This window comes from Streptomyces tropicalis (genome assembly GCF_029269835.1).
GTDB lineage: Bacteria > Actinomycetota > Actinomycetes > Streptomycetales > Streptomycetaceae > Streptomyces > Streptomyces tropicalis.
In genome coordinates, this window is record NZ_JARJBB010000006.1 from 73,542 (window position 1) to 95,815 (window position 22,274).

The 22,274-nt window shown below is 75.2% G+C and carries 19 protein-coding genes and 5 tRNA genes; 8 read left to right on the forward strand and 16 right to left on the reverse strand.

The window, feature by feature from the left end; all coding sequences use genetic code 11:
- Positions 1–52: 52 nt before the first annotated feature.
- Positions 53–874, reverse strand: coding sequence for an aminotransferase class IV (locus P3H78_RS14140; RefSeq protein WP_276109308.1), 822 nt, complete (start codon positions 872–874; stop codon positions 53–55).
- Entirely contained in the window at positions 871–1,926 is a 1,056-nt protein-coding gene (locus P3H78_RS14145; protein WP_276109309.1) for a chorismate-binding protein, read from the reverse strand. The genes P3H78_RS14140 and P3H78_RS14145 overlap by 4 nt, the downstream gene beginning before the upstream one ends.
- A 166-nt stretch (positions 1,927–2,092) precedes the next feature.
- Between P3H78_RS14145 and P3H78_RS14150 the strand changes: the two genes are divergently transcribed.
- The 5 genes from P3H78_RS14150 to P3H78_RS14170 all read left to right on the forward strand — a co-directional run bounded on the left by P3H78_RS14150 (position 2,093) and on the right by P3H78_RS14170 (position 2,565).
- Positions 2,093–2,165: transfer RNA gene (locus P3H78_RS14150), tRNA-Gly, on the forward strand.
- Between the two features lie 37 nt (positions 2,166–2,202).
- Positions 2,203–2,276 (forward strand) — tRNA-Cys (locus tag P3H78_RS14155).
- A 1-nt stretch (position 2,277) separates the two neighbouring features.
- A tRNA-Val gene (locus P3H78_RS14160) sits at positions 2,278–2,349 on the forward strand.
- Between the two features lie 38 nt (positions 2,350–2,387).
- Positions 2,388–2,459: transfer RNA gene (locus tag P3H78_RS14165), tRNA-Val, on the forward strand.
- A gap of 34 nt (positions 2,460–2,493) precedes the next feature.
- Positions 2,494–2,565 (forward strand) — tRNA-Val (locus tag P3H78_RS14170).
- Between the two features lie 101 nt (positions 2,566–2,666).
- Here P3H78_RS14170 and P3H78_RS14175 read toward each other — a convergent pair.
- From P3H78_RS14175 to P3H78_RS14185, 3 genes are all read right to left on the reverse strand, one after another.
- Positions 2,667–2,963: a TFIIB-type zinc ribbon-containing protein gene (locus P3H78_RS14175; protein ID WP_276109310.1), complete on the reverse strand. Its 297-nt coding sequence runs from the start codon at positions 2,961–2,963 to the stop codon at positions 2,667–2,669.
- An 80-nt stretch (positions 2,964–3,043) separates the two neighbouring features.
- Positions 3,044–4,036 (reverse strand): phosphotransferase family protein, encoded by a 993-nt coding sequence (locus P3H78_RS14180; RefSeq protein WP_438827965.1) that lies wholly within the window; start codon positions 4,034–4,036, stop codon positions 3,044–3,046.
- A 572-nt stretch (positions 4,037–4,608) separates the two neighbouring features.
- Positions 4,609–4,815: a hypothetical protein gene (locus tag P3H78_RS14185; RefSeq protein WP_276109311.1), complete on the reverse strand. Its 207-nt coding sequence runs from the start codon at positions 4,813–4,815 to the stop codon at positions 4,609–4,611.
- Between the two features lie 656 nt (positions 4,816–5,471).
- On the opposite strand from P3H78_RS14185, the gene P3H78_RS14190 reads away from it, so the two are divergent.
- A complete protein-coding gene (locus P3H78_RS14190; protein WP_276109312.1) occupies positions 5,472–7,052 on the forward strand; it encodes a serine/threonine-protein kinase in 1,581 nt (526 codons plus the stop codon).
- Here P3H78_RS14190 and P3H78_RS14195 read toward each other — a convergent pair.
- The 8 genes from P3H78_RS14195 to P3H78_RS14230 all read right to left on the reverse strand — a co-directional run bounded on the left by P3H78_RS14195 (position 7,019) and on the right by P3H78_RS14230 (position 18,160).
- A complete protein-coding gene (locus tag P3H78_RS14195; RefSeq protein ID WP_276109313.1) occupies positions 7,019–7,837 on the reverse strand; it encodes a TrmH family RNA methyltransferase in 819 nt (272 codons plus the stop codon). The two genes, P3H78_RS14190 and P3H78_RS14195, sit on opposite strands and share 34 nt — an antisense overlap.
- 65 nt (positions 7,838–7,902) lie before the next feature.
- The gene (cobA, locus tag P3H78_RS14200) at positions 7,903–9,135 is read right to left on the reverse strand and encodes a uroporphyrinogen-III C-methyltransferase (RefSeq protein ID WP_276109314.1); all 1,233 of its coding nucleotides are present in this window, start codon (positions 9,133–9,135) and stop codon (positions 7,903–7,905) included.
- Between the two features lie 181 nt (positions 9,136–9,316).
- On the reverse strand, positions 9,317–12,949 hold the full coding sequence (gene cobT / locus P3H78_RS14205) for a nicotinate-nucleotide--dimethylbenzimidazole phosphoribosyltransferase (protein ID WP_276109315.1): 3,633 nt from the start codon (positions 12,947–12,949) through the stop codon (positions 9,317–9,319).
- 347 nt (positions 12,950–13,296) lie between these two features.
- Complete coding sequence (gene cbiE / locus P3H78_RS14210; RefSeq protein WP_276109316.1) at positions 13,297–14,508, reverse strand: precorrin-6y C5,15-methyltransferase (decarboxylating) subunit CbiE; 1,212 nt, start codon at positions 14,506–14,508, stop codon at positions 13,297–13,299.
- A gap of 119 nt (positions 14,509–14,627) precedes the next feature.
- Complete coding sequence (locus tag P3H78_RS14215) at positions 14,628–15,266, reverse strand: GNAT family N-acetyltransferase (protein ID WP_276109318.1); 639 nt, start codon at positions 15,264–15,266, stop codon at positions 14,628–14,630.
- A 164-nt stretch (positions 15,267–15,430) separates the two neighbouring features.
- Complete coding sequence (locus P3H78_RS14220) at positions 15,431–16,264, reverse strand: MetQ/NlpA family ABC transporter substrate-binding protein (RefSeq protein ID WP_276109319.1); 834 nt, start codon at positions 16,262–16,264, stop codon at positions 15,431–15,433.
- Positions 16,265–16,337: 73 nt separating this feature from the next.
- A complete protein-coding gene (locus P3H78_RS14225) occupies positions 16,338–17,075 on the reverse strand; it encodes a methionine ABC transporter permease (protein WP_276109320.1) in 738 nt (245 codons plus the stop codon).
- Positions 17,072–18,160, reverse strand: coding sequence for a methionine ABC transporter ATP-binding protein (locus tag P3H78_RS14230; protein ID WP_276109321.1), 1,089 nt, complete (start codon positions 18,158–18,160; stop codon positions 17,072–17,074). The genes P3H78_RS14225 and P3H78_RS14230 overlap by 4 nt, the downstream gene beginning before the upstream one ends.
- A 643-nt stretch (positions 18,161–18,803) precedes the next feature.
- Here P3H78_RS14230 and P3H78_RS14235 point away from each other — a divergent pair.
- Both P3H78_RS14235 and P3H78_RS14240 read left to right on the forward strand, forming a co-directional pair.
- Positions 18,804–19,163, forward strand: a complete 360-nt coding sequence (locus P3H78_RS14235) for a hypothetical protein (RefSeq protein WP_276109322.1) — start codon at positions 18,804–18,806, stop codon at positions 19,161–19,163.
- A gap of 1 nt (position 19,164) precedes the next feature.
- Positions 19,165–19,596, forward strand: coding sequence for a hypothetical protein (locus tag P3H78_RS14240; RefSeq protein WP_276109323.1), 432 nt, complete (start codon positions 19,165–19,167; stop codon positions 19,594–19,596).
- Positions 19,597–19,634: 38 nt separating this feature from the next.
- Here the strand turns inward: P3H78_RS14240 and P3H78_RS14245 are convergent, their stop codons facing one another.
- The 3 genes from P3H78_RS14245 to P3H78_RS14255 form a co-directional block, all read right to left on the reverse strand.
- Positions 19,635–20,132, reverse strand: a complete 498-nt coding sequence (locus tag P3H78_RS14245; protein WP_276109575.1) for a GNAT family N-acetyltransferase — start codon at positions 20,130–20,132, stop codon at positions 19,635–19,637.
- Between the two features lie 44 nt (positions 20,133–20,176).
- Positions 20,177–20,683: an RNA polymerase sigma factor gene (locus tag P3H78_RS14250; protein ID WP_276109324.1), complete on the reverse strand. Its 507-nt coding sequence runs from the start codon at positions 20,681–20,683 to the stop codon at positions 20,177–20,179.
- Between the two features lie 75 nt (positions 20,684–20,758).
- Positions 20,759–21,964 (reverse strand): glycerophosphodiester phosphodiesterase, encoded by a 1,206-nt coding sequence (locus P3H78_RS14255; RefSeq protein ID WP_276109325.1) that lies wholly within the window; start codon positions 21,962–21,964, stop codon positions 20,759–20,761.
- Positions 21,965–22,274: the final 310 nt, after the last annotated feature.

A 22,274-nucleotide genomic window follows, 5' to 3' on the forward strand; every position in this document is an offset into this window, starting at 1 on the left:
AGCCCCTTTTCCCCTCGGGGGACGGACCGCGGACGCCCGGGAGGGCAGCGGTCTACGGATCCAGGTCGTCGCCGGAGCGCTCCTGGAAGATGCGCATGGCCTTGGCGGTCACCGGGCCCGGGGCGCCGGGCAGTTCGCGCCCGTCGATCCGGTGCACCGCCTGGACGTCGCGCAGGGTCGAGGTGAGGAAGACCTCGTCGGCCCGCTCCAGCACGTCCAGCGGCAGGTCGGTCTCCTGCGCGCCGGTCCACTCGGCGGCCAGCGCGCGCGTGATGCCGGCGAGGCAGCCGGAGGCGAGCGGCGGGGTGTGGATCTCGCCGTCGAGGACGACGAACACGTTGGACCCGGTGCCCTCGCACAGCTGCCCGACGGTGTTGGCGAAGAGGGCCTCGGAGGCGCCCTGCCGGTGGGCGCGGTCGAGGGCCACGACGTTCTCCGCGTACGAGGTGGTCTTCAGACCGGTGAGCGCGCCCCGCTCGTTGCGCGTCCAGGGGACCGTGATCACGGCGGTGGAGTCCGGGCGCCGGGTGGTCGCCCCGAGGGCGATCACGAGGGTGGGGCCGTCCTCGCCGCGGTCCGAACCGAGCGGGCCGTGGCCCCCGGTGTAGGTGATCCGCAGCCGGCCCAGCGCCATCGGGTTGGCCTCGAGGACGGCCGCACAGCCGCGCCGCACCTCGTCGAGGTCGGGGTCGGGCAGGCCCAGGCCGCGCGCCGAGCGGGTCAGCCGGTCCAGGTGCCGGGTCAGCGCGAAGGTCCTGCCGCCGGCCGTCTTCACCGTCTCGAAGATGCCGTCGCCCACGGTCAGCCCGTGGTCGAGGACCGAGACGCGGGCGGTCCCGATGTCCTGCAACCCGCCGTCGAGCCAGATCTTCACGTCACCAGTCCCTCTCCGATGTCCTCGTGTGCACCCGACGCTACCGCGAGCAGCCGGGCCGCCTTGAGCTCGGTCTCCCGCCACTCCCCCTCGGCGTCGGAGTCCCAGGTGATCCCCGCGCCGGCGCCGAAACGCAGCACCGGCGGCCCCGCGGCGGGCCGGTCGATCCAGAAGGTGCGGATGCCGACGGCGAGCTCGCCGGTGCCGCGGTCGGCGTCGACCCAGCCGATGCCCCCGCAGTACGGCCCGCGGGGCGCGGTCTCCAGGGCGTCGATGATCCGCAGGGCGCTCGACTTGGGGGCTCCGGTGATCGAGCCGGCCGGGAAGGCGGCGTCCAGCAGCTCCGGCCAGCCGGTCCCGGGGCGCAGCTCGCCGCGGACCGTGGAGACGAGGTGGACCAGGCCGGGGTGCTTCTCCACGGCGCAGAGGTCGGGCACGGAGACGGTGCCGGTGGCGCAGACACGCCCGATGTCGTTGCGGACCAGGTCCACGATCATCACGTTCTCGGCGTAGTCCTTCTCCAGCAGCTCGGCCTCGGTGCGGGCGGTGCCCTTGATCGGGCCGGACTCCACGGTCGCGCCCGCGCGGCGCAGGAAGAGCTCGGGCGAGGCGGTGGCGATCTCGACGCCGTGCGCCGGCAGACGGATCGTCCCTGCGTAGGGGGCCGGGTTGCCGCGGGCCAGCACGGCGGTGAGGGCGTCCACGTCCGCGTCGGGCGGGACCGGGGCGGAGAGCACCCGGCACAGGTTCACCTGGTAGACCGCGCCGGTGGCGATGTGCTCCCGGATCCGCCGCACCCCGGCCGTGTACCCGGCGCGGTCCAGGGACGACGTCCAGTCGCCGACCGCCGGCCCCCGCCACCGTCCCGGCCGCGGCGCGGGCACGGGCTCCTCCCGCACGTCCCGGAAGCGGGCGCAGGTCAGCCGGCCCTCGTAGTCCGCGGCGACGGCCCAGAAACCGGCGGAGTCCAGGGCGGCGGGATCGTCGGTGACGTCGATCAGGCCGGTGGCGACGCGGTCGCCGAAGCGGGCGAGAGGTGGGCGGTGGAGCACGCCGTCGAGTCTAGGACGGGTGTCCGGCCGGCGGCCCGGACGTGTCCTTCCGGGTGCCCCGCGGGCACGCAGCGCAGCACGCTGCACAAACGCGTTTTTGTACTGGCCCGGGAATCCGCTAGAGTTCAACACGTCGCCGGGACGCGCAAGCGGCCCGAAACGACAGGCGGACGTAGCTCAGTTGGTAGAGCGCAACCTTGCCAAGGTTGAGGTCGCGAGTTCGAGCCTCGTCGTCCGCTCGAAGGAAGATGGGGACTCACGGTCCCCTACACTCCTGGTGGAGTGGCCGAGAGGCGAGGCAACGGCCTGCAAAGCCGTCTACACGGGTTCAAATCCCGTCTCCACCTCCAAGGACGATTAGCTCAGCGGGAGAGCGCTTCCCTGACACGGAAGAGGTCACTGGTTCAATCCCAGTATCGTCCACTGGACCTGCGGGTCCGCCCCGGATCGCATGATCCCCCGCGCGATTAGCTCAGCGGGAGAGCGCTTCCCTGACACGGAAGAGGTCACTGGTTCAATCCCAGTATCGCGCACGCAGTGCCCGTGATCCCCGGATCACGGCCCCGCGGACGATTAGCTCAGCGGGAGAGCGCTTCCCTGACACGGAAGAGGTCACTGGTTCAATCCCAGTATCGTCCACACCTCGAAGCCCCCGGTCCCCGACCGGGGGCTTTCTGCATGCGCGGCACCGGAACGGCCCCCGCGGCCCCGGGAGGGGCTGCGGGGGCTCCGCGGCGGGCTCAGCTGGAGAACAGCATGTGCCCGAAGCTCTTGTGGCGGTGGTGGTCGTAGTGCCCGTGGCCGTGGCCGCCGCCGTGGTGGCCGCCGTGCGGGGCGCCCCAGGCGGGAGCGGCCGGGTACGCCTGCGGCGCGGGCGGGGGCGGCGGCGCGGGCTGCGACCACTGCGACTCCAGGCGGGTCAGCGCCTCCAGCTCGCCGTAGTCGAGGAAGATGCCGCGGCAGCCGCTGCACTGCTCGATCTGGACGCCGTTGCGGTTGTAGGTGTGCATCGGCGCATGGCATTTCGGACACTGCATGGTCGGCTCAACTCCTGCTCGGTCGGTCCTGCTTCGCGTATCGCCAGGACAGACTCCGTTCGGCTGCGGTCGGTTGCACCCTACGGGCGCTCGCCGTCGGCCAACTCGGCGGGACGGCGGCTCATTCGGTCGCACGCGTCGACCGGCGCCTGCTCCACCTCGTCCAGCGGGCGGCCCGCCGCGGCCGCCCGGACGACGGACCGGGCGGCGGTCTGCACGGTGAGGGCCCGGGCCGGGGCGTCCAGGTCCGGCCACGGGTCGCCGTCGGCGGGCACCGCGGGTCCGCCGGCCGCACGGTAGGCGCCCAGGAAGCGCGCCCACTCCTCCGGAGGCAGCAGACCGCAGGCGAACCAGGCCGCCGGCCGCGCCAGGTCCCAGGCACCGGCGCCGGCGCCGAGGTCGTCCACGTCGATGAGGACCCAGGGACCGTCGGGTGCCGGGTGGCGCACGAGCTGGCCCAGGTGGAAGTCGCCGTGGCACAGGACGGCGGGTCCCGGCGGGGGCTCCTCGGCCCGTGCCCACGCGGGCAGGGTGCGCCAGGCACGCAGCACGGGACGGGCGGCCGGGTGGCCCGGCGCCTCGGCCCGCAGGCGGGCGAGGGCCTCGGCCGCCCTCGCGGGGCCGCGCATCGGGGGCAGGGTTCGCCCGGCCGGGGCCGGGTGGGCGGTGGACGGCCCGGCACGTGGCGGGGCGGCGTCGACCGGGGTGCGGTGCAGGCGGGCGAGGAGGGCGGCGGCGGCCTCCCAGGGGGCGGTGTCCGGGGCGTCGGGGTCCACCGGGGTCCCGTGGGGCCAGCAGGTGACCGGACGGCCGTGGAGGACCTCGGCGGCCGGGGTGAGCGGGGGCAGCAGGACCCCGGGAAGCCGGGCGGCCACCGCGAGGCGCAGGGCGAGCGCGCCCGCGTCGGTGCCGGGGGCGTGCGCCTTGGCGACGGCGCCCGCGTGCCGGACGACGGTGGCGTCGGGCCGGTCGGCGAGGGTGCCGGCAGGGTGGCACGGGCACCCGGCGCCCGGGGCGGTGTGCACCGCGGCCCGGGCGCGGGCGGCCAGGGCGGCCTGAAGGTCTTCGGTCACGGGTCCCCCTCGTCCTCGGGCCGCGATCGCGCCCCGCACGCCGCGCGCTGCTGCCGATGCGGCCACCCTGCTGCCGGTACGGCCGCCGTACGGTCGGCCCGGCCGCCGGGCGCAGGCCGTGCGGCGCGGGTGTGCCCGGCGTCCGCGGACCCGGCGTCCGCCGTGCGGCGGGTACGTCCGCATACGCACGCCGGATGACGCCGTCCCGCTGCAGGGCGGTTCCGCAGGCGAGGGTACGGGGCCGGACGGGCGGCGGTGCAGGGGCCGGGTGGTAGGGCGACGGGACGGGCGGTGCCGTGCGCAGGAATGCGGAGGCGGGACGGGCGGTCTCGTCCGCCGGAATGCGGAGGCGGGGAGGGGCGGTCGTGCGCCGGCGGCGGAGTGAGGCGGACGGTCTCGCGCGCCGGGATGCCGGGTGCGGGCCGGGGCGCGGGGACGCCGCGCACACAGCAATGCCGGCGCAGCTCCCCAGCTGCGCCGGCATCTGTGCCGTCCGCCGTACCCCCGTCCCCACGGGGTTTCATGGGTGGATGTCCCCGCCCGGACCGCTCTTCCGGGCCTGGGGTCGCCGCTCAGCGCCCCAGCATCACGCCCACGGACGACGCCTGAGTGGCCACCGTCTCCCAGCCGTCGAAGACGAGCAGGAGCAGGGCCGCCAGGGGAAGGGCCATCAGCGTCGCCACCAGGGGGTGGCGGCGGCCCGGGCGGCTGCGGCGGAGCACGGCGTACGCGCCGCGCCCCTCCGTGCGGAACGGTGTCCGCGCTGCCGTGTGGGCCATGGTCCTTCTCCCGACCGTCTGTGCTGACCGCGGTCTGTCTGTGTGTGTCCGCCGTGCTCCCAGGTGCACCCGGTCTCCCGGCGCTCCTGGAGCGGCGGGTGTCCGACCTCGGGGGACGAGTACCGCACCCGCCGCTTGACCTCAAATCTAGGCCCGGCGGGGACGGCGGACGTCATGCCCTCGTACCGATTGCCGGGCCTCCCGGAGGATGAGCCGTGCCGTGGTGCGTACTCCCCTGGGTGGAGACGCGTCCGCCGGTCTCGGGGTCTTCCCCGAGAGGGTCTCCGGTGAGGGGCGGTTCACCGGACCGCCCCGGCCGGGTGCGCGTGACTTCGCTCACGCGCACGGCGTCCGGGCGGCCCCCGGGCACCCCGTCGCGGCCCGTCCGGACGGCCTCCCGAGGAGCTCCGCCCCGGGCGTGGCGGACCGTCCTGGCCGGTGCCCGAAGATCCTCCGTGACGTCTCCAATCCCCCTGGCACGCCCGGCGGTTGCGCTCTGCCGGGCGGCCGGTCCGGGTGGCCTCCCGCGGTCCTGACCTTCCTTCAACTGTCCTGTCCGGTAGAGACAATCGATCGGGCCGAGAGGGCGCGGCCTCTGCGCGTGGACGGTCCCGGAAACGTAAGCTGTGGCTCGTCACAGGGACCGGGCAGCGGGGATGAACATGGCGATGATGCGCCTGAGGCGCGAGGACCCGCGCGTCGTCGGCTCGTTCAGGCTTCACCGACGGCTCGGCGCGGGCGGGATGGGCGTGGTCTACCTGGGCTCCGACCGGAAGGGCCAGCGGGTCGCCCTGAAGGTCATCCGGCCGGACCTGGCCGAGGACCAGGAGTTCCGTTCGCGGTTCGCCCGCGAGGTGTCCGCCGCGCGGCGGATCCGCGGCGGGTGCACGGCGCGTCTCGTCGCCGCGGACCTGGACGCGGACCGGCCGTGGTTCGCCACCCAGTACGTGCCCGGCCCCTCGCTGCACGACAAGGTCGCCGAGGAGGGCGCGCTGCGCGCCGCCGACGTGGCCGCCGTCGGGGCCGCGCTGTCCGAGGGACTGGTCGCGGTGCACGAGGCCGGGGTGGTGCACCGGGACCTGAAGCCGTCCAACATCCTGCTGTCCCCCAAGGGCCCCCGCATCATCGACTTCGGCATCGCCTGGGCCACCGGCGCCTCCACGCTCACGCACGTCGGCACGGCGGTCGGCTCCCCCGGCTTCCTCGCCCCGGAGCAGGTGCGCGGCGCCGCCGTCACCCCGGCCACCGACGTCTTCTCGCTCGGCGCGACCCTCGCGTACGCGTCGACCGGCGACTCCCCCTTCGGGCACGGCAGCTCCGAGGTGATGCTCTACCGCGTGGTGCACGAGGAGCCGCACCTGCACGGCGTGCCCGACGCGCTCGCCCCGCTGGTGCGGGCCTGTCTGGCGAAGGACCCCGAGGAGCGGCCGAGCACGCTGCAACTGTCGCTCCGGCTGAAGGAGATCGCGGCGCGGGAGGCTCAGGATCTGGAGGACCTGCGGCCGCCCGCGCCGCGCGCCGCGGAGGCGGACCGGCCGACCGGGCCGCTCGTCGACACCTGTCCGGACCACCGGCCCGCCGGCCGCGCCGAGCCGTCACGGCCCGGGTACGCCGACCAGCGGCGCGGCGGCCGTCCGGACCAGCGGGCCTCGTACCCGGAGCAGCAGCGGGGCCGCAGGCGCCCGCAGGGCGGATCCGGCACCCCCGCGCCGCGCGGGGCCTCGGCCTCGCGGGGCGGGTCCCGCGGCGGCAGCTCGTCGCGCGCGGGGTCCACGTCGTCCCGCGCGGGCGGGGCCCGGCCGGGTTCGGCGTCCCGGGACGGCTCGCGCACGGGGAGCCGCGGGCCGGGTCCGCGCAGCGGCGCCGGGCGGCCGGCCCGCCCCACCGGGACCGGGCTGCGGCCCGCCAACCCGCGTCTGCTGCGGCAGCGGCTGTTCGTCTTCGTGGTGGTGACGCTGCTGGTCGCCCTCGGCATCGCGGTCGCGCAGGGCTGCCAGGGCCCGGCGCGGGGGCTCGGCGGCGACGGCAGCGGTCCGCGCGTGGGGCGGGAGCAGGCCCGGAACGGGCAGAGTCCGCAGGAGCGGACGCAGCGGGAACGGACCCGGTGGGAGCCGGTGCGCGCGGGGTGGGCCGCCGTGCGGCCGGGCCTGACGGCGCCCGCCGCGGACGCGCCCCGTACCGCCGCGGGTCCGGGCGCCGCGGCTCAGGCCGTGGGCCGGCCCGTCGCCACCGCGTAGAAGGCCACCGCCGCCGCGGCGCCCACGTTGAGGGAGTCGACGCCGTGGGCCATGGGGATGCGGACCCATTCGTCCGCGGCGACCAGCGCCTGCCGGGAGAGGCCGTCGCCCTCCGCGCCGAGCATCAGCGCGACGCGGTCCATCCGGTGCGGGGCGGTCTCGTCGAGGCTGCGCGCCTTCTCGTCGGGGGTGAGGGCGAGCAGCGTGAACCCGGCCTCGCGGACCGAGTCGAGCCCCTGGGGCCAGGTGTCCAGGCGGGCGTAGGGCACGGAGAAGACGGCGCCCATGGAGACCTTGACGCTGCGCCGGTAGAGCGGGTCGGCACAGTCCGGCGAGAGCAGCACCGCGTCCATGCCGAGGGCGGCCGCGGAGCGGAAGATGGCGCCGATGTTGGTGTGGTCGTTGACCGCCTCCATCACGGCGACCCGGCGCGCGCCGCGCAGCAGTTCGCCCGCGGCCGGCAGCGGCTTGCGCTGCATGGAGGCGAGGGCGCCGCGGTGCACGTGGTAGCCGGTGACCCGCTCGGCCAGGTCGGGGGCGACCACGTAGACCGGGGCGGTCAGTTCGTCGATGACGTCGCGCATGACGTCGGCCCACTTCGGGGTGAGCAGCATCGAGCGCATGCCGTATCCGGCGTCCCTGGCCCGGCGGACGACCTTCTCGCCCTCGGCGATGAACAGGCCCTCCGCCGGTTCGCGGCGGCGGCGCAGCTCGACGTCGGTCAGGCCGGTGTAGTCGCCGAGGCGGGGGTCGTCGGGGTCCTCGACGGTGATGAGATCGGCCACGGAAGTGATACTGCCTTGTCCTCGAAGCGGTGCCTGCGGCACGGAAGGAGCGGGACGGCCCGGGATCACCGGTCGGTCGGCGTGCCGACCGCGACGACCTCGCCGACGACGATGACGGCCGGCGGCCTCACGTCCTCGGCCCGGACGGTCTCGGCGACCGTGGCGAGGGTGGCGTCCACCCTGCGCTGGGCGGCCGTGGTGCCCTCCTGGACCAGGGCCACCGGGGTGTCCGGGGACCGGCCGTGGGCGATCAGTGTCTCGGCGATCCGGCCCATCTTGTCGACGCCCATCAGGATCACCAGCGTGCCGGTGAGCCGGGCCAGGCTCGGCCAGTCGACCAGGGAGCGCTCGTCGTCAGGGGCGACATGGCCGCTGACCACGGTGAACTCGTGGGCGACCCCGCGGTGGGTGACGGGGATGCCCGCGGCGCCCGGGACGGAGATGGAGCTGGAGATGCCGGGCACCACGGTGCACGGGATGCCCGCCTCGGCGAGCGCCTGCACCTCCTCCATGCCGCGCCCGAAGACGTACGGGTCCCCGCCCTTGAGGCGCACCACCGACCGGCCCTTGCGGGCGTGCTCGATCAGGGCGTTGTTGATGGCCTCCTGGGCCATGTAGCGGCCGTAGGGGATCTTCGCGGCGTCGATGACCTCGACGTGCGGCGGCAGTTCGGCCAGCAGGTCGCGCGGGCCGAGCCGGTCGGCGATGACGACGTCGGCCTCGGCGAGCAGGCGGCGGCCGCGCACGGTGATCAGGTCGGGGTCGCCGGGGCCGCCGCCGACCAGGGCGACGCCCGGGGTGCGGGTGCGGTGGTGCGGGGCGACCAGGGTGCCGTCCCGCAGTCCCTCGACGACCGCGTCGCGGACGGCCGCGGTGTGCCGGGGGTCGCGGCCGCGGGCGTCGGTGGTCAGCACGGCCACGGTGACGCCCTCGCTCTGCCCGGTGGCCGGGGTCCAGGCGGTGGCCCTGTCCGCGTCGTCGGACCGGACGCACCAGACGCGCTCCCGCTCCGCCTCGGCGGACGCACGGGCGTTGGCCTCCGCGTCGTCGCTCGCGACCAGGGCGTACCAGGCCCCGGCGAGGTCGCCCTCCGCGTAGGGGCGCCGCTGCCAGGTGATCTCGCCCGCGTCGGCCATGGCCTCGACGGAGGGGGTCGCCTCCGGGGAGACGAGCACAACGTCCGCGCCCGCGGCGAGGAGCGCGGGCAGCCGGCGCTGGGCGACCTGTCCGCCGCCGACGACGACCACACGGCGGCCGGTCAGGCGGAGACCTACGGGATAGGCGGGGTGTTCGGCCATGAGAGGTGCGGCTCCTCGTCCAGGCGGTACGAATGGGCGCTGCGGCTCCGGAGCGGCCCTGACGTGGGGATTTTAGTGCCTCGGCGGGCGGTGCTCGCCTCGGGTGGGGTCCGCGGGAGGCGGCCGGGCGTACGGCGGGGCCGGGGCCGGCGGGCGTGCGCCCCCGGCCCCGGGCCCGCGGTCACTTCTCGGTGACGCCGGCCGAGTCGAAGGTGGCGACCTCGTGCATGGCCCGCGCGGTGCTCTGCACCAGCGGGAGGGCCAGCAGGGCGCCGGTGCCCTCGCCCAGCCGGAGGTCGAGGTCGACCAGGGGGCGCAGCCCGAGCTTGTTCAGGGCGGCGACATGGCCGGGCTCGGCGCTGCGGTGGCCCGCGATGCAGGCGGCGAGGACCTCGGGGGCGACGGCGCGGGCGACCAGGGCGGCGGCGCCGGCGCTGACGCCGTCCAGGATCACCGGCGTGCGCAGGGAGGCGCCGCCGAGGAGCAGGCCGACCATGGCCGCGTGCTCGAAGCCGCCGAGCGCGGCGAGGACGCCGATCGGGTCGGCCGGGTCCGGCTGGTGCAGTTCGAGCGCGCGGCGCACGACCTCGGTCTTGCGGGCCAGGGTCTCGTCGTTGATGCCCGTGCCGCGGCCGGTGACCTCCGCCGGGTCGGCGCCGGTGAAGACGGAGATCAGGGCGGCGGACGCGGTGGTGTTGGCGATGCCCATCTCACCGGTGAGCAGCGCCTTGTTCCCGGCGGCGACCAGGTCGCGGGCGGTCTCGATGCCGACCTCGATGGCCTGCTTGGCCTCCTCGCGGGTCATCGCGGGTCCGGCGGTCATGTCGGAGGTGCCGGCGCGGACCTTGCGGGGCAGCAGGCCGGGGGTGGCCGGGAGGTCGGTGGCGACGCCCACGTCGATCACGCAGACCTCGGCGCCCACCTGCGCGGCGAAGGCGTTGCAGACCGCTCCGCCGCCGAGGAAGTTGGCCACCATCTGGCCGGTGACCTCCTGGGGCCAGGGGGTGACGCCCTGGGCGTGCACGCCGTGGTCGCCGGCGAAGATCGCGACGGCCGCGGGCTCCGGGATCGGCGGGGGGCACTGGCGGGACAGGCCGGACAGCTGCGCGGAGATGATCTCCAGCATGCCGAGTGCGCCGGCCGGCTTGGTCATCCGCTTCTGGCGCTCCCACGCCTCGCCGAGCGCCTTGGCGTCCAGCGGCCGGATCTGGGCGACCGTCTCGCCGAGCAGGTCGTGCGGGTCCTCCCCCGGCAGGGCGCGGCGTCCGTACGTCTCCTCGTGGACGACCCACGACAGCGGGCGGCGCTTGGACCAGCCGGCCTGCATCAGCTCGGGCTCGCCCGGGAACTCGTCGACGTAGCCGACGCACAGGTAGGCCACGACCTCCAGGTGCTCGGGCAGGCCGAGTTCGCGGACCATCTCGCGCTCGTCGAAGAAGCTGACCCAGCCGACGCCCAGGCCTTCCGCGCGGGCGGCGAGCCAGAGGTTCTCCACGGCGAGCGCGGAGGAGTAGGGGGCCATCTGCGGCTGCGTGTGGCGACCGAGGGTGTGGCGGCCGCCGCGGGTCGGGTCCGCGGTGACGACGATGTTCACCGGGGTGTCGAGGATGGCCTCGATCTTCAGTTCCTTGAACTGCTTCGCCCGGCCCTTCGGCAGCGACTTGGCGTAGGCCTCGCGCTGGCGCATGGCCAGTTCGTGCATGGCCTGCCGGGTGTCGGCGGAGCGGATGACGACGAAGTCCCAGGGCTGGGAGTGGCCCACGGACGGCGCGGTGTGCGCCGCCTCCAGGACGCGCAGCAGGACCTCGTGCGGGATCGGGTCGCTGCGGAAGCCGTTGCGGATGTCGCGGCGCTCGCGGATGACGCGGAGCACGGCCTCGCGCTCGGCGTCGTCGAAGCCGGGCGCGGCCGGTCCGGTGGACTGCTGTGCTTCTGCCACGGGGGCCGTGCTCTCTTCCTGGTCGGCGACCTGGGTGTGCAGGTCGTCGGCGTGCTGTACGACCTCGGTCTCGGGTTCCGCGGCGGGCGCCGCGGGGACGGTGTCGGCCCCGCGCGGGGCGGGGACGGTCACGGCGGGTACGTCCGGCGCCCCAGCGGCCTCCGGGTCCTGCGCGGCCGGGGATTCGGCGGGCAGGACCAGCGGGTGCGGCGGGGTCGGGGCGAGGTGCGGGGCGCTGGGCACCGTGCCCTCCACCGGGACGAACCGGCCGATCGGCTGGCCCGGCTGCGCCTGCAGCGGGACCGCGGCCGGGACCGGCGCGCCGGGACCGTGCTCCTCGGGCGCCTCGCCGGGGCCGGCGACGGCGTCGGGAGCGGCCGGGGCCGCGTGCTCGACCGGGTGCGGGGCCTGCAGGACGTCGGGGGCCGGTGCGGCGGGGCCGGCGACCGGCTGCCGGTCGGCCCCCTGGTCGGGCCCGGTGCGGTCCGCGGGCGTGGTGTCCGCCTCGGGATGCTGCGGGCCCTGCAGCAGGGCCGGGTCGGTGCCGTCCGGGACCGGGGCGGACCCGGCCTCGGCGGCCGCGGTCTGCGGGGCGGGCGGTGCGGCCTGCGGCTCCGACGGGACGGCGTCCGGCTGGGGCTGCCCGCCCGCCGGGACGGGCTGCGGAGTCACGGTGCCCGTCGCCGTGTCCCCGGGCTGCGGGGCCGCGTCGGCGGGCAGGGCGATGCCGTCAAAGGGCGTGGCGGTGGCGTCGGGGGCGGCCGGGGGCTGCGGCAGCGGGGCGGCCTCCGTCTCCGGCGCGGATCCGGCGGGGGCCCCGGGAGCCGTTTCCGTGTACGGGGCCTGCTCCGCGGCCGGGGTGTGCTCCGGGCCCCGGAGGGCCTCGGGACCCTGGAGGGCGCCCGAGGACCGGGGGGCGTCCGGGCCCCGGTCCCGTCGTGCGACGGCGGCGTCGAGGGCCTGGCCCGGTACGGCCGCGGTCAGGGGCGGAAGCTGTCCGGCCGGGGCGGCGTCGGCCGGGGTCGCCCCGGCGGCGTACGCGCCCTCGGGGCCGGTCTCCGAACCGGTCGCGGCGGCCTCGGCGGGCGGCCCGGCGGGACCGGTCGCGGACGCGGCGTCCGGCGCGTGCCCTGCTGCGGACTCCGGACCGCCCGGCGCGGGTTGCGCGCCCTCCGGGGCGGACGGGACGGCCTCGGGGCCCGGCTCGGGCCGGCCCGCGGGGTCCCCGGCCGGTTCGGCGGCCGCGGGCGGCGGCACCGGCTGCGGGAGGGCGGCCCGGGCGGGGGCCGGGTCGGCGGGCGCGGCGGCCGGAGCAACCGTTTCCGCAGCCGGGCCCTGTGCGCCGGCCGGGGCGGGGACCGGAGCCTGGCCTGGGGCGCCCCAGGGGGCGGCGCCCTGCGGGACCGCCTCCCCCGGGTACACGGCCTCGGCGGGCTCGGGGGCGGCCGCCGCCGGTGCGGGCTGCCGGGCACGCACCCCGGCCGGGCCGCGGTCGGCGAGCGAGCGGACGGGGCTCGCGGAGCTGTCGGGCAGCGGCGGGCCGAGGTGCAGCGGGCGGCGGGGCGCGGGCTGCCCCCCGGGCGCGGCTCCGGGCGGGCCGGGGTGCAGGACGCCGCCGAGGTCGACCGAGCCGGTGTCGCGGCCGGACAGTTCGTGCGGTCCGGGGGCATGGAACGCCTCGACGACCGGCTCCGGGGCGGGCGGCGGCACTTCGTTGCCCCAGGCACCGTGGGAACCGGGCAGCAGCAGGTCTTCGTCCTCGGCAGGGTTCTCGGAGAGGTAGGCGTACGTGGTGGAGGCGGGTACGCCCGGCTGCTCCACCATGCCTGCGCTCTCCGGCAGTCCCTCGCCCGGGACCTGGCCGGTGTCGGTCATGCGTACCCCTCGCCCATCGGTTAAGTGCTCCTGCGACCAGCTCACCGGGGACGGCGCACCGACCGTCCCGCAGTGAAGAACGAGCGTCCGTGCCCAGCGGCACGAACGACCCGCCGGTAAAAGGCGACAAAGCCATTGAGTGGCATTGTCGTGGTCGTGCCGTCGCCGTGACAGCCCGATCCGCGTCGGTCCGCTGTGGACTGCGCCACGTTGCGCGTCCCCCGGTTCTGCCGTACCACACTCCCCTCAAAACGGGCGGGTTTTCCGGACATTGACGAACGAAGTTCCGGTCCACCCAGTGCGGCACAACGGTCGGCCAGCCTACCGCGCGCGGTACGACAACCCGATCACGGGGCGCGCTCGGGCAGGACCCCGCTGAGCAGGAAGGCGACGCTCCGCTCCTTCTCCGTCCAGGCCCGGGTGTCGAGTTCGACGGACTGGAGGAGCGCGCACTCGACGTCGTAGCCGTGCTCGGTCAGGTCGCGGCCGATGCGTTCGGCCGTGTCGCGGGTCGCGGCGTGGGCGACGATGCGCTGCGGTCGGCGGTCGGCGACCGCGGAGACCACGGCCGCTCCCCCGCCGCCGACCCGCACGACGTCCGGTTCCGGCAGGTTCTCCAGCACGTGCGGGGCGCTGCCGCGCACCACCTGGAGCTGGACGCCGGCGCGGCGGGCGGCCTCCTCGGCCCGGGCGCAGGCGGTGGGGTCGTGGTCGACGGCGATGACGGCGGCTCCCCCGCCCGCGGCCTCGGCGGCGAACGCACCGCTGCCGCAGCCGATGTCCCACACCAGGTCGCCGACGCGCGGCCCGAGCCGGGCCAGTTGGGCGGCGCGGAGCAGATCCGACTCCCCCTCGCCGAGGTCGCCGCCGTACGAGGCGGCGGGCCGGGTCCAGCCGCGGGGGCCGGCGGCGGGGTCGCGTCCGGCGATCCAGCCGCCGCCCTCGCCGCCGCCGGCCGGGCCGCCGATGACGATGACGACGTTGGGGTCCCGCCAGGTGTGGTCGGCGGCGTTGTCGGAGGTGACGACGGTGACCTGTTCCCGCTCGGTGCCCAGCTCCTCGCAGATGACGAAGGTGCGGTGGACTCCCTCCAGCAGGAGGCCCAGTTCGGCGGGTCCGGCCCCGGGGGCGGTCAGCACGGCGACCTTGGTGTGCGCCCGGCACACGTTGACCGCGCGGCGCAGGGTGCGCTTGTGGGCGACGACCACCTGGGCGTCGTCCCAGGGCATCCCGGCGCGGGCGAAGGCGGCGGCGACGGGGGACACCGCGGGGACCACCTCGACCTCGAGGCCGAAATCCGGTGCGCGCAGAGTCCGCACGACGCCGAAGAAGCCGGGGTCGCCGTCCGCGATCACCACGGCGGTCCCGCGGTGGGCGGCGATGCGGCGGGCGGCGAGGGGGACGCTGCCGAGGCGGACGCGCTCGGCGGTGCCGGGCACCTCCGCGAGTGCGAGGTGGTGGGCGGCGCCCGCCACCAGGGTGGCGGCACCGAGGGCGGAACGTGCCGCGGCGGTCAGCGGCGAGCCGTCCCAGCCGATCACCGTGACCCGGTCGGCCATCGTCGTCAGTCTCCAGGGGATGTCGCAGATCGTCGGGGGACGGCCCGCACGGGCGTTCCGAGAGGGTACCCCGTCGGCCGGTGCGCCGAGGGGTCCGGCCCGAACGCTGCGGCGCCGCGTCAGTTCCAGTCGGAGTAGGAGGGGTAGCCGGCGCCGTCGGCCAGGTGCTCCCCGGCGCCCGCGAGGTCCTCGGGCAGCAGGCTCCAGACGATGAAGTCGGTGCGCAGGTCGGTCCAGCCGCCGTCCTCGGTGCGCACGTGCGCTATGCAGGCGTTGCGCAGGACACCCTCGCTGATGCAGCCGATCTTCTGGGCGACCTGCTGGGAGGCGGTGTTGTCGGCGGCGGTGCGCAGCTCCACCCGCTCGAACTTCTGGTCCCGGAAGAGCCAGCGGGCGGTGGCCAGCGCCGCCTCGGAGGCGTAGCCCTCGCCACGCGCCCAGGGCGCGACGATGTACGACAGCTCGGTGGACCGGACGTGCCAGTCGGTCCGGGTGAGCTGGACGACGCCGACCAGGCGCTGGGTGAGGAACTCGGTGACGGCCAGGTCGAGACCGCGTCCGGCGGCGCGTTCGGCGGGCGCGTGGCCGGTGATCCAGGTGCGTGCGCGGTCCTCGCCGAAGGGCTGCGGGACGTCGGTCCAGGACGCGACCTGTTCGTCGTTCATCATCGCGGCCAGGGCGGGGACGTCGTCCTCGTCGAGGGGACGCAGCACCAACCGCTCCGTGCTGATGGAGATGGTGGGGAAGGTGCTCGTCATGCGCCGCTCCGTAACCTTCGGTAATCCTTCGGGACCTGGCTGAACTGCCCAGCATGCAGCATGGGGGCGGCCGCACGCACCACGGGGCCCGCACCCGTCGCGGGTGCGGGCCCCGGGCCCGGCGGTCCGCGTCGTACGCGGCGCCGGGGGTGCCTGAGGGAGGGTCAGAACGACGGGAGGACGGAGCCCGCGTACTTGTCCTGGATGAACTTCTTCACCTCGGGCGAGGTGAGGAGCTTGGCGAGCTTCTTCACCCGCGGGTCCTTCTCGGCGCCCTTCTTGACGGCGAGGAAGTTGCCGTAGGGGCTGTTCTTCGCCGACTCCAGGACCAGGGCGTCCTTGGCGGGCTTCAGACCCGAGGAGATGGCGTAGTTGCCGTTGACGACCGCGGCGTCCACGTCGTCCAGGGAGCGCGGGGTCTGGGCCGCCTCCAGCTCCTTGAACTTCAGGTGCTTGGGGTTCGCGGCGATGTCCTGCGGGGTCGCCTCGGTGCCCGCACCGCTCTTGAGGGTGATGAGGCCGCCTGCCGCCAGGAGCTTCAGGGCCCGCGCCTCGTTGACCGTGTCGTTGGGGACGGCGACGGTGGCGCCGTCCTTCAGCGCGGCCGTCTTGCGGACCTTGTGGGAGTACAGGCCGAGCGGCTCCAGGTGCACGGTGACGACCGGCACGATGTGGGTGCCGTTCTTCTTGTTGAAGTCGTCGAGGTAGGGCTTGTTCTGGAAGTAGTTCGCGCCGACGGAGCCGTCCTCGGTCGCCGTGTTCGGCGTGACGTAGTCGGTGAACTCCTTGACCTCCAGGTCGAGGCCCGCCTTCTTCGCCAGGTGCTGCTTGACGAAGGTGAGTATCTCGGCGTGCGGGGTCGGGCTCGCGGCGACGACCAGGGGGCCGGCGGGGCCGGCGGATCCGTTGCTCTGGGTGCCCGAGCCGCAGGCGGAGAGCCCGAGGGTGAGGGCTCCGGCGGCGGCGACGGCGGCGGTGATCTTGGCGGTGTTACGCACGAAAAGTGCCTTTCCTCATGAGTGGTGCGACCCCGTCATGGGTGGACGGGGGGTCTGGGGGGTGGGTGCCGGCTCAGGCGACCTTGTCGACCGCGGCGGCCGCGGGCTCCTCGGCCCTGAGCAGCCGCAGCCTCGGGGCGGGGCCGGAGCGGCCGCCGCGGCGGTGCAGCGAGCGCGCCGCGAAGTCGCCGGCGAACTGGATGACGGAGATGACGACCGCGAGGATCGCGACCGTGATCCACATCAGCTGGGTCTCGAAGCGCTGGTAGCCGTAGCGGATGGCGATGTCGCCGAGGCCGCCGGCACCGACCGTGCCGGCCATGGCGGAGTAGCCGATGAGGGCGACGATCGTCGTGGTGGTGCTGGAGATCAGCGAGGGCAGGGACTCCGGTACGAGGACCTTGCGGACGACGGTCCAGGTGTTGCCGCCCATCGACTGCACGGCCTCGACGAGTCCGCCGTCCACCTCGCGGACGGCCGTCTCGACCAGGCGCGCGAAGAACGGGACGGCACCGATGGCCAGGGGGACGATGGCGGCCTCGCGGCCGATGGTCGTGCCCGTGATCGAGCGGGTGAAGGTCATCAGGGCGACCATCAGGATGATGAACGGCATCGACCGCGCGACGTTCACGACCTGCCCGAGCACCTTGTTCGCGGGGAGGTTCTGCAGCAGCCCGCCACGGTCGGTGAGGACCAGCAGGAGGCCGAGCGGGAGCCCGCCGACCACGGCGAAGAGCGTGGACCAGCCCACCATGTAGAGGGTGTCCCAGGACGCCTGGGACAGCAGCGGCTGCGTCTCGGACCAGGTCACTTGGCACCTTCCTTCACCAGCAGGGCCTGAGCGGCGGGGCCGGCCGGGACGGCCGGGACGGCCGGGTCGGCCGGGTTGTCGACGAGGTCGATCTGCAGTCCCTTCTCACGCAGGAAGCCGATCGGCACCACGTTGTCCTCGTAGCGGCCGGGCAGCTCGATGCGCATCCGGCCGACCTGGAGGCCGCCGACGGTGTCGACGGCGGCGCCGAGGATGGAGATGTCGATGTTGTAGGTCCGCGCCAGCTGCGAGACGACGGGCTGGGTGGCGGCCTCGCCGTGGAAGGTGACGTCGACGACGGTCCGGTCGGGGCCGGAGGCGTCGCCGCCGACCGGGAACAGCGCGGACGCCAGCTCCGAGCCCGGGGTGGCGAGCAGTTCGCCGACGGTGCCCGACTCGACGATGCGGCCGCGCTCCATCAGGGCGGCCGAGTCGCAGACGCTCTTGACGACGTCCATCTCGTGGGTGATGAGCAGGACGGTCAGGCCGAGCTGCCGGTTGAGGTCGCGCAGCAGCTGGAGGATGGAGCGGGTGGTCTCCGGGTCGAGGGCGCTGGTGGCCTCGTCGGAGAGCAGCACCTTCGGGTCGCCGGCGAGGGCGCGGGCGATGCCGACGCGCTGCTTCTGCCCGCCGGAGAGCTGGGCCGGGTACGCCCCGGCCTTGTCGGCGAGGCCGACGAGGTCGAGCAGTTCGAGCGCCTTGCGGGAGCGGTCCCGGCCCGTGGTGCCGAGGATCTCCAGCGGGAGCTCGACGTTGTCCTGCACGGTCCGGGTGGACAGCAGGTTGAAGTGCTGGAAGACCATGCCGATGCGGCTGCGCGCCCGGCGCAGCTCCTTCCCGGCACGGGGGCCGCGCCCGGCGAGGGCCGTGAGGTCCTGCCCGGCGACGGTGACCGTGCCGGAGGTGGGGCGCTCCAGGAGGTTGATGCAGCGGATGAGCGAGGACTTGCCGGCGCCGGACTGGCCGATGACGCCGTACACCTCGCCTTCGCGGACGTGCAGGTCGACGCCGTCGAGGGCGGTGACCTCGCGGCCGCGCGAGCGGTCGGCCCGATAGATCTTGGTCAGGCCCGATGTGGTGATCACGTGGGATTCCGTCACTGTCGAGTGCGGGGCGCGTCGTGGGCGCCGCGCACGGCATTCATGGTCGTGGGCAGCCGGGACGCAGCACGGTGCCCGCGGTGGCGCTTCGGTGGCGGGACGCGTGTGCGTGGTGGGGGTGCCCCCACGCCGGTCAGGCTGAGGGGGTCGCTCGGTCCGCGGCGCCGGACGTGGCGGGCACGGGGGCGGACGGGAGCGGGCTCTCGCTTCGGGGCGCGAGGCTCAGGCGGTGCAGGGGCCCTCTAGAAGGCGCACATTCGACGCACAGGACACAGACAACGAGCACCGGGCGTCAGGGGCGCCTCGGTCGCAGGGGTGCGGTCGCTCGTCGTGGTCATGCGGCCAGTAAAGCAGACGGGTCGGGGCGGCCCGGAATCCTTGTCCGCATGCTGGACCGTCGTGGACACCCCGGTCCGGCCCGGCACGGGCCCCGCTTCCGGGCCGCCCGGCCAGGGGCGGCAAGGGTGCCGGCGGGGCGCCGCAGGGGCGCCGTGCGGGCCTGCCGCACGACGCCTGTGGCGAACGCCACGGCCTCTGCACCCGCCGGACCGCCCGCGCCGTTACCCCCGGGGGGCACGGGCGCGGGCCCGGGGACCGCGGGCCATTTGCGCCGTAATAAGGTCGCAGCATGCTTGATGCCCTGACGCTGGCGACCGGCGTCGCCGCGCTGCTGCTCGCCGCATGGTGCGGATGGGCGGCCCACCGCGACCAGCCGACCAAGGACTGGCACTTCATCGGGATGGGCGTGGTCACGCTGCTGGCCGTGGTCCAACTGGTGGTCGGGTTCGTGGCGCTCGCCCGCGGCCAGAAGCCGGAGCAGGGCACGACGATCTTCGTGGCCTATCTGCTGGGCGCCTTCGCCTGCGTGCCGGCGGCGGGCTTCATGTCGCTGGCGGAGCGGACGCGCTGGGGTTCGGTGACGGTGGCGGCCGCGGGCGTGGTGCTCGCCGTCCTCGAAGTGCGGCTCTACGACATCTGGGGAGGATGAGATGACCGCCACCGAGCCGAAGCCGGCGCGGACCCGGCTGATCGGCGGGCCCGGGATGGTCCTGCTGTGGCTGTACGGCGTGATGGTCGTCGGCGCGGTCTCGCGCTCCGCCTACCAGATCGCGACCGACTTCGGCCGCGCCCCGCTCGCCTACACGCTCTCCGCGGTCGCGGGCGTGGTCTACGGCTTCATCACGTACTCGCTGGTCCGCGGCGGCGAGAGGGCCCGGCGGGCCGCGCTGGTGTGCTGTGCCGCGGAGCTCGCGGGCGTGCTGGTCGTGGGCACCTGGACGCTGGTCGAGCCGTCCGCCTTCCCGGACGCGACCGTGTGGTCGGACTACGGCATGGGCTACCTGTTCATCCCCGTGCTGCTGCCCGTCTCCGCTCTGTACTGGCTCCGCCGGGCGCACCGGCAGGAGCAGCACGCCGCCTGACCGGTCCGGCCGGGGCCGCCGCCCCGGCCGTGCCGCGTCTACGCCGTCGTCACGTACGTGCCGGCGGGCTTCTCCAGGACGATCATCGGGACGCCGTCGGCACCCTCGGAGGTGCCGACCGTCCGGTAGCCGACGCGCCGGTACAGGCGCAGGTTGCCCTCGCTGCGGTGGCCGGTGTGCAGCCGGAACACGGTGGCGCCGCGCTCCCCGGCCAGGACGGCCTCGGCGGCGCGGAGCAGCCGGGCACCGATGCCGTGGCCCTGCAGCCGCGGGTGGACGCAGAGCGTGCCGATGGAGGCGGCGCCGTCCCCGGTGACCCGGCCCCGGACCGAGCCGACCACCTCGTCACCGAGCCGCGCCACGAAGACGCAGTCGTCGGCGACCTCCTGACGGACCGAGTCCAGGGTCTGGACGAGCGGGTCGATGCGGTAGTTCCCGTACAGCGCCGCCTCGCCCTGGAAGCACAGGTACTGCAACCTGAAGATCTGCTCCGCGTCCTGCCCGGCCGCCGCAGAGATGGTCACGCTCATGCCCATGTGCGCACGCCTCCCGCTCACCTGATCACCTGTCGTCCCCACTCCTATCCCCGTGCCCGGCGCGCCGCAACCTCCGGCGTCAGCAGTCGTCGCAGACATCCCAGGCATCGGGAACGTTCCGGACCCAGGCTTCCCTGTGAGATGCCCAACTCGCCCGCGATTTCCCGGTACGTGAGGTCGCGTGGCGACAGCAGCGCCTCCAGCAGCCGGGGGCAGCGGCCGGGCAGACGGCGCACGGCGGAGCGCAGCGAGCGCAGGCCGGCGGCGGCGAGGGCGAGTTGCTCGGGGCCGCTGGCGTGGGGGTCGGCGGGTTCCAGGCCGTAGGGGCGTTCGATGCGGTCGGTGCGGCGGGCGCGGCGGGCCTCCAGGCGGACGGCGCGGCGCAGCCAGACCTGCGGGTCGCGGGGCGGGCGGCCCGCGGCCAGGCGCTCCAGCAGCCGCACCCATACGGCCTGTTCGAGGTCGCCGGGCTCGGCACCCGAGGCGTGCGCCTCGGCCGAGGCCTCGGCGGCGAGCAGCGGGCGCAGGGCGGTGAGCAGGTCGTGCGTCATATGCGGCACGACGCGGCCGGGCCGGCGCGGGTTGCCGGGCCGGCCGCGGGTTCACCCCAAGCGGTCAGCGGGCGTTCAGCCGTTGACGAAGTCGGCGCGGGCGAGGAGCGCGGTGTCCGCGTTGTCGGTGAAGATGCCGTCGATGCCGGTGGCGAAGAACGTCCGGAAGACGGCGAAGGCGTCGCCGTAGGCGTCGGGTGCCGTGCCCCGGCGGTACTTCGGCGGCAGGAACGGGTTCTCGTTGCGCATGGTGTAGGGGTGCAGGACCAGGCCGACGGCGTGGGCGTCGCGGACCAGCGTGGTGGGCTCGGTGAGGTTGCCGTCCTTGTCCCGGGGGACGACCAGGTCCGTGGTGGGCCCGATCCCCTGCGCGTAGGAGGCGATCTCGCGCAGCCCGCGCCGGGTGACGAGGTCGGCGACGGTGCGCGGGTCGCCGGCCTCGACGAAGTCCCAGGGGCGGCTGTCGGCGGTGGAGAGCAGCACGACGAGCGGGTTGTCGACGAGCTTGTTCAGGCGCTGGATGCTGGAGGGCTCGAAGGACTGCAGGATGACCGGCGCGTCCCGGCCGTCCTTGCCGTGCGTGCGCAGCAGCTTGGCCACCCGCTCCTCCAGGCCGAGGCCCAGCTTGCGAAAGTAGGTGGGGTGCTTGGTCTCGGGGTAGATCCACACCTGCCGGCCGCGCTTGCGGGTCTGCTCGTCCTGCCACTTCAGGACCTCTTCCAAGGTGGGGATCTCCCAGCGCCCGTTGTAGAGGGTGTTGTGCGGGCGGTTGGCCGGGATGCGCTCCACGGCGCGCAGCCTCTTCAGTTCGGCGAGGGTGAAGTCCTCGGTGAACCAGCCGGTGGTGGGCACGCCGTCGAGGGTCTTGGTGGTCCTGCGGCCGGCGAACTCGGGGTGGTCGGCGACGTCGGTGGTGCCGCCGATCTCCGGCTCGTGACGGCACACCAGGTGGCCGTCGCGGGTGGGCACCAGGTCGCCGGCCTCGACGACGTGGGCGCCGAGGTCGAGGGCGAGCTCGTAGGAGCCGAAGGTGTGTTCGGGACGGTAGCCGCTGGCGCCCCGGTGGCCGATGACCGTGGGCACCGGGAGGCTCTTCAGGCCGCCGCGACCGGCCGGGGCGCCTGCGTCCGCGACCGGTCCGGCCGCCTTGGCCCCCGTGCCCGCCGCGCGCGCCGCACCGGGCAGGCCGAGGACCGCTCCACCCGCGCCGAGCACCGCGGCGCCGAGCAGCGCCCGGCGTCCGGTCGCCTGTGCCTGTCCGTCCGACTCCTGCGTGCCCATGAACCGTCTCCTGCCGTCGTGTGGTCCGGGGGGTGCGCGCCGATCGTAGGGGGGTGCGCATGACCGGCGGGAGGCCTTGTGCCGAACACCCGGGTGACGCGGGATGACGGACGGGGCGGACGGGGTGACGACCCGCCGGGCGGCCGGGGCGGGCGCAGCCGCGCGTGACGGCTGCCACCGGAGTGTTCCGTCCTGGTGAACGGGGGCGCGGCGACGTGGTGTCCGGGATAAATCCACGTCAACAGTGCGTAAGACGCGGTGAGCCCGATGTGCATTCGGCCCCGACTCGCGAGTATCGTCCTCACCTGCA

Bases quoted from the DNA above. Each gene is read 5' to 3' on its own strand.
- P3H78_RS14255 (WP_276109325.1), bottom strand. From the start codon at position 21,964: ATGGGCACGCAGGAGTCGGACGGACAGGCACAGGCGACCGGACGCCGG.
- P3H78_RS14215 (WP_276109318.1), bottom strand. From the start codon at position 15,266: ATGACGAGCACCTTCCCCACCATCTCCATCAGCACGGAGCGGTTGGTG.
- P3H78_RS14240 (WP_276109323.1), top strand. From the start codon at position 19,165: ATGACCGCCACCGAGCCGAAGCCGGCGCGGACCCGGCTGATCGGCGGG.
- cobT (WP_276109315.1), bottom strand. From the start codon at position 12,949: ATGACCGACACCGGCCAGGTCCCGGGCGAGGGACTGCCGGAGAGCGCA.
- P3H78_RS14185 (WP_276109311.1), bottom strand. From the start codon at position 4,815: ATGGCCCACACGGCAGCGCGGACACCGTTCCGCACGGAGGGGCGCGGC.
- cobA (WP_276109314.1), bottom strand. From the start codon at position 9,135: ATGGCCGAACACCCCGCCTATCCCGTAGGTCTCCGCCTGACCGGCCGC.
- P3H78_RS14235 (WP_276109322.1), top strand. From the start codon at position 18,804: ATGCTTGATGCCCTGACGCTGGCGACCGGCGTCGCCGCGCTGCTGCTC.
- P3H78_RS14190 (WP_276109312.1), top strand. From the start codon at position 5,472: ATGAACATGGCGATGATGCGCCTGAGGCGCGAGGACCCGCGCGTCGTC.
- cbiE (WP_276109316.1), bottom strand. From the start codon at position 14,508: ATGGCCGACCGGGTCACGGTGATCGGCTGGGACGGCTCGCCGCTGACC.
- P3H78_RS14245 (WP_276109575.1), bottom strand. From the start codon at position 20,132: ATGGGCATGAGCGTGACCATCTCTGCGGCGGCCGGGCAGGACGCGGAG.
- P3H78_RS14175 (WP_276109310.1), bottom strand. From the start codon at position 2,963: ATGCAGTGTCCGAAATGCCATGCGCCGATGCACACCTACAACCGCAAC.
- P3H78_RS14250 (WP_276109324.1), bottom strand. From the start codon at position 20,683: ATGACGCACGACCTGCTCACCGCCCTGCGCCCGCTGCTCGCCGCCGAG.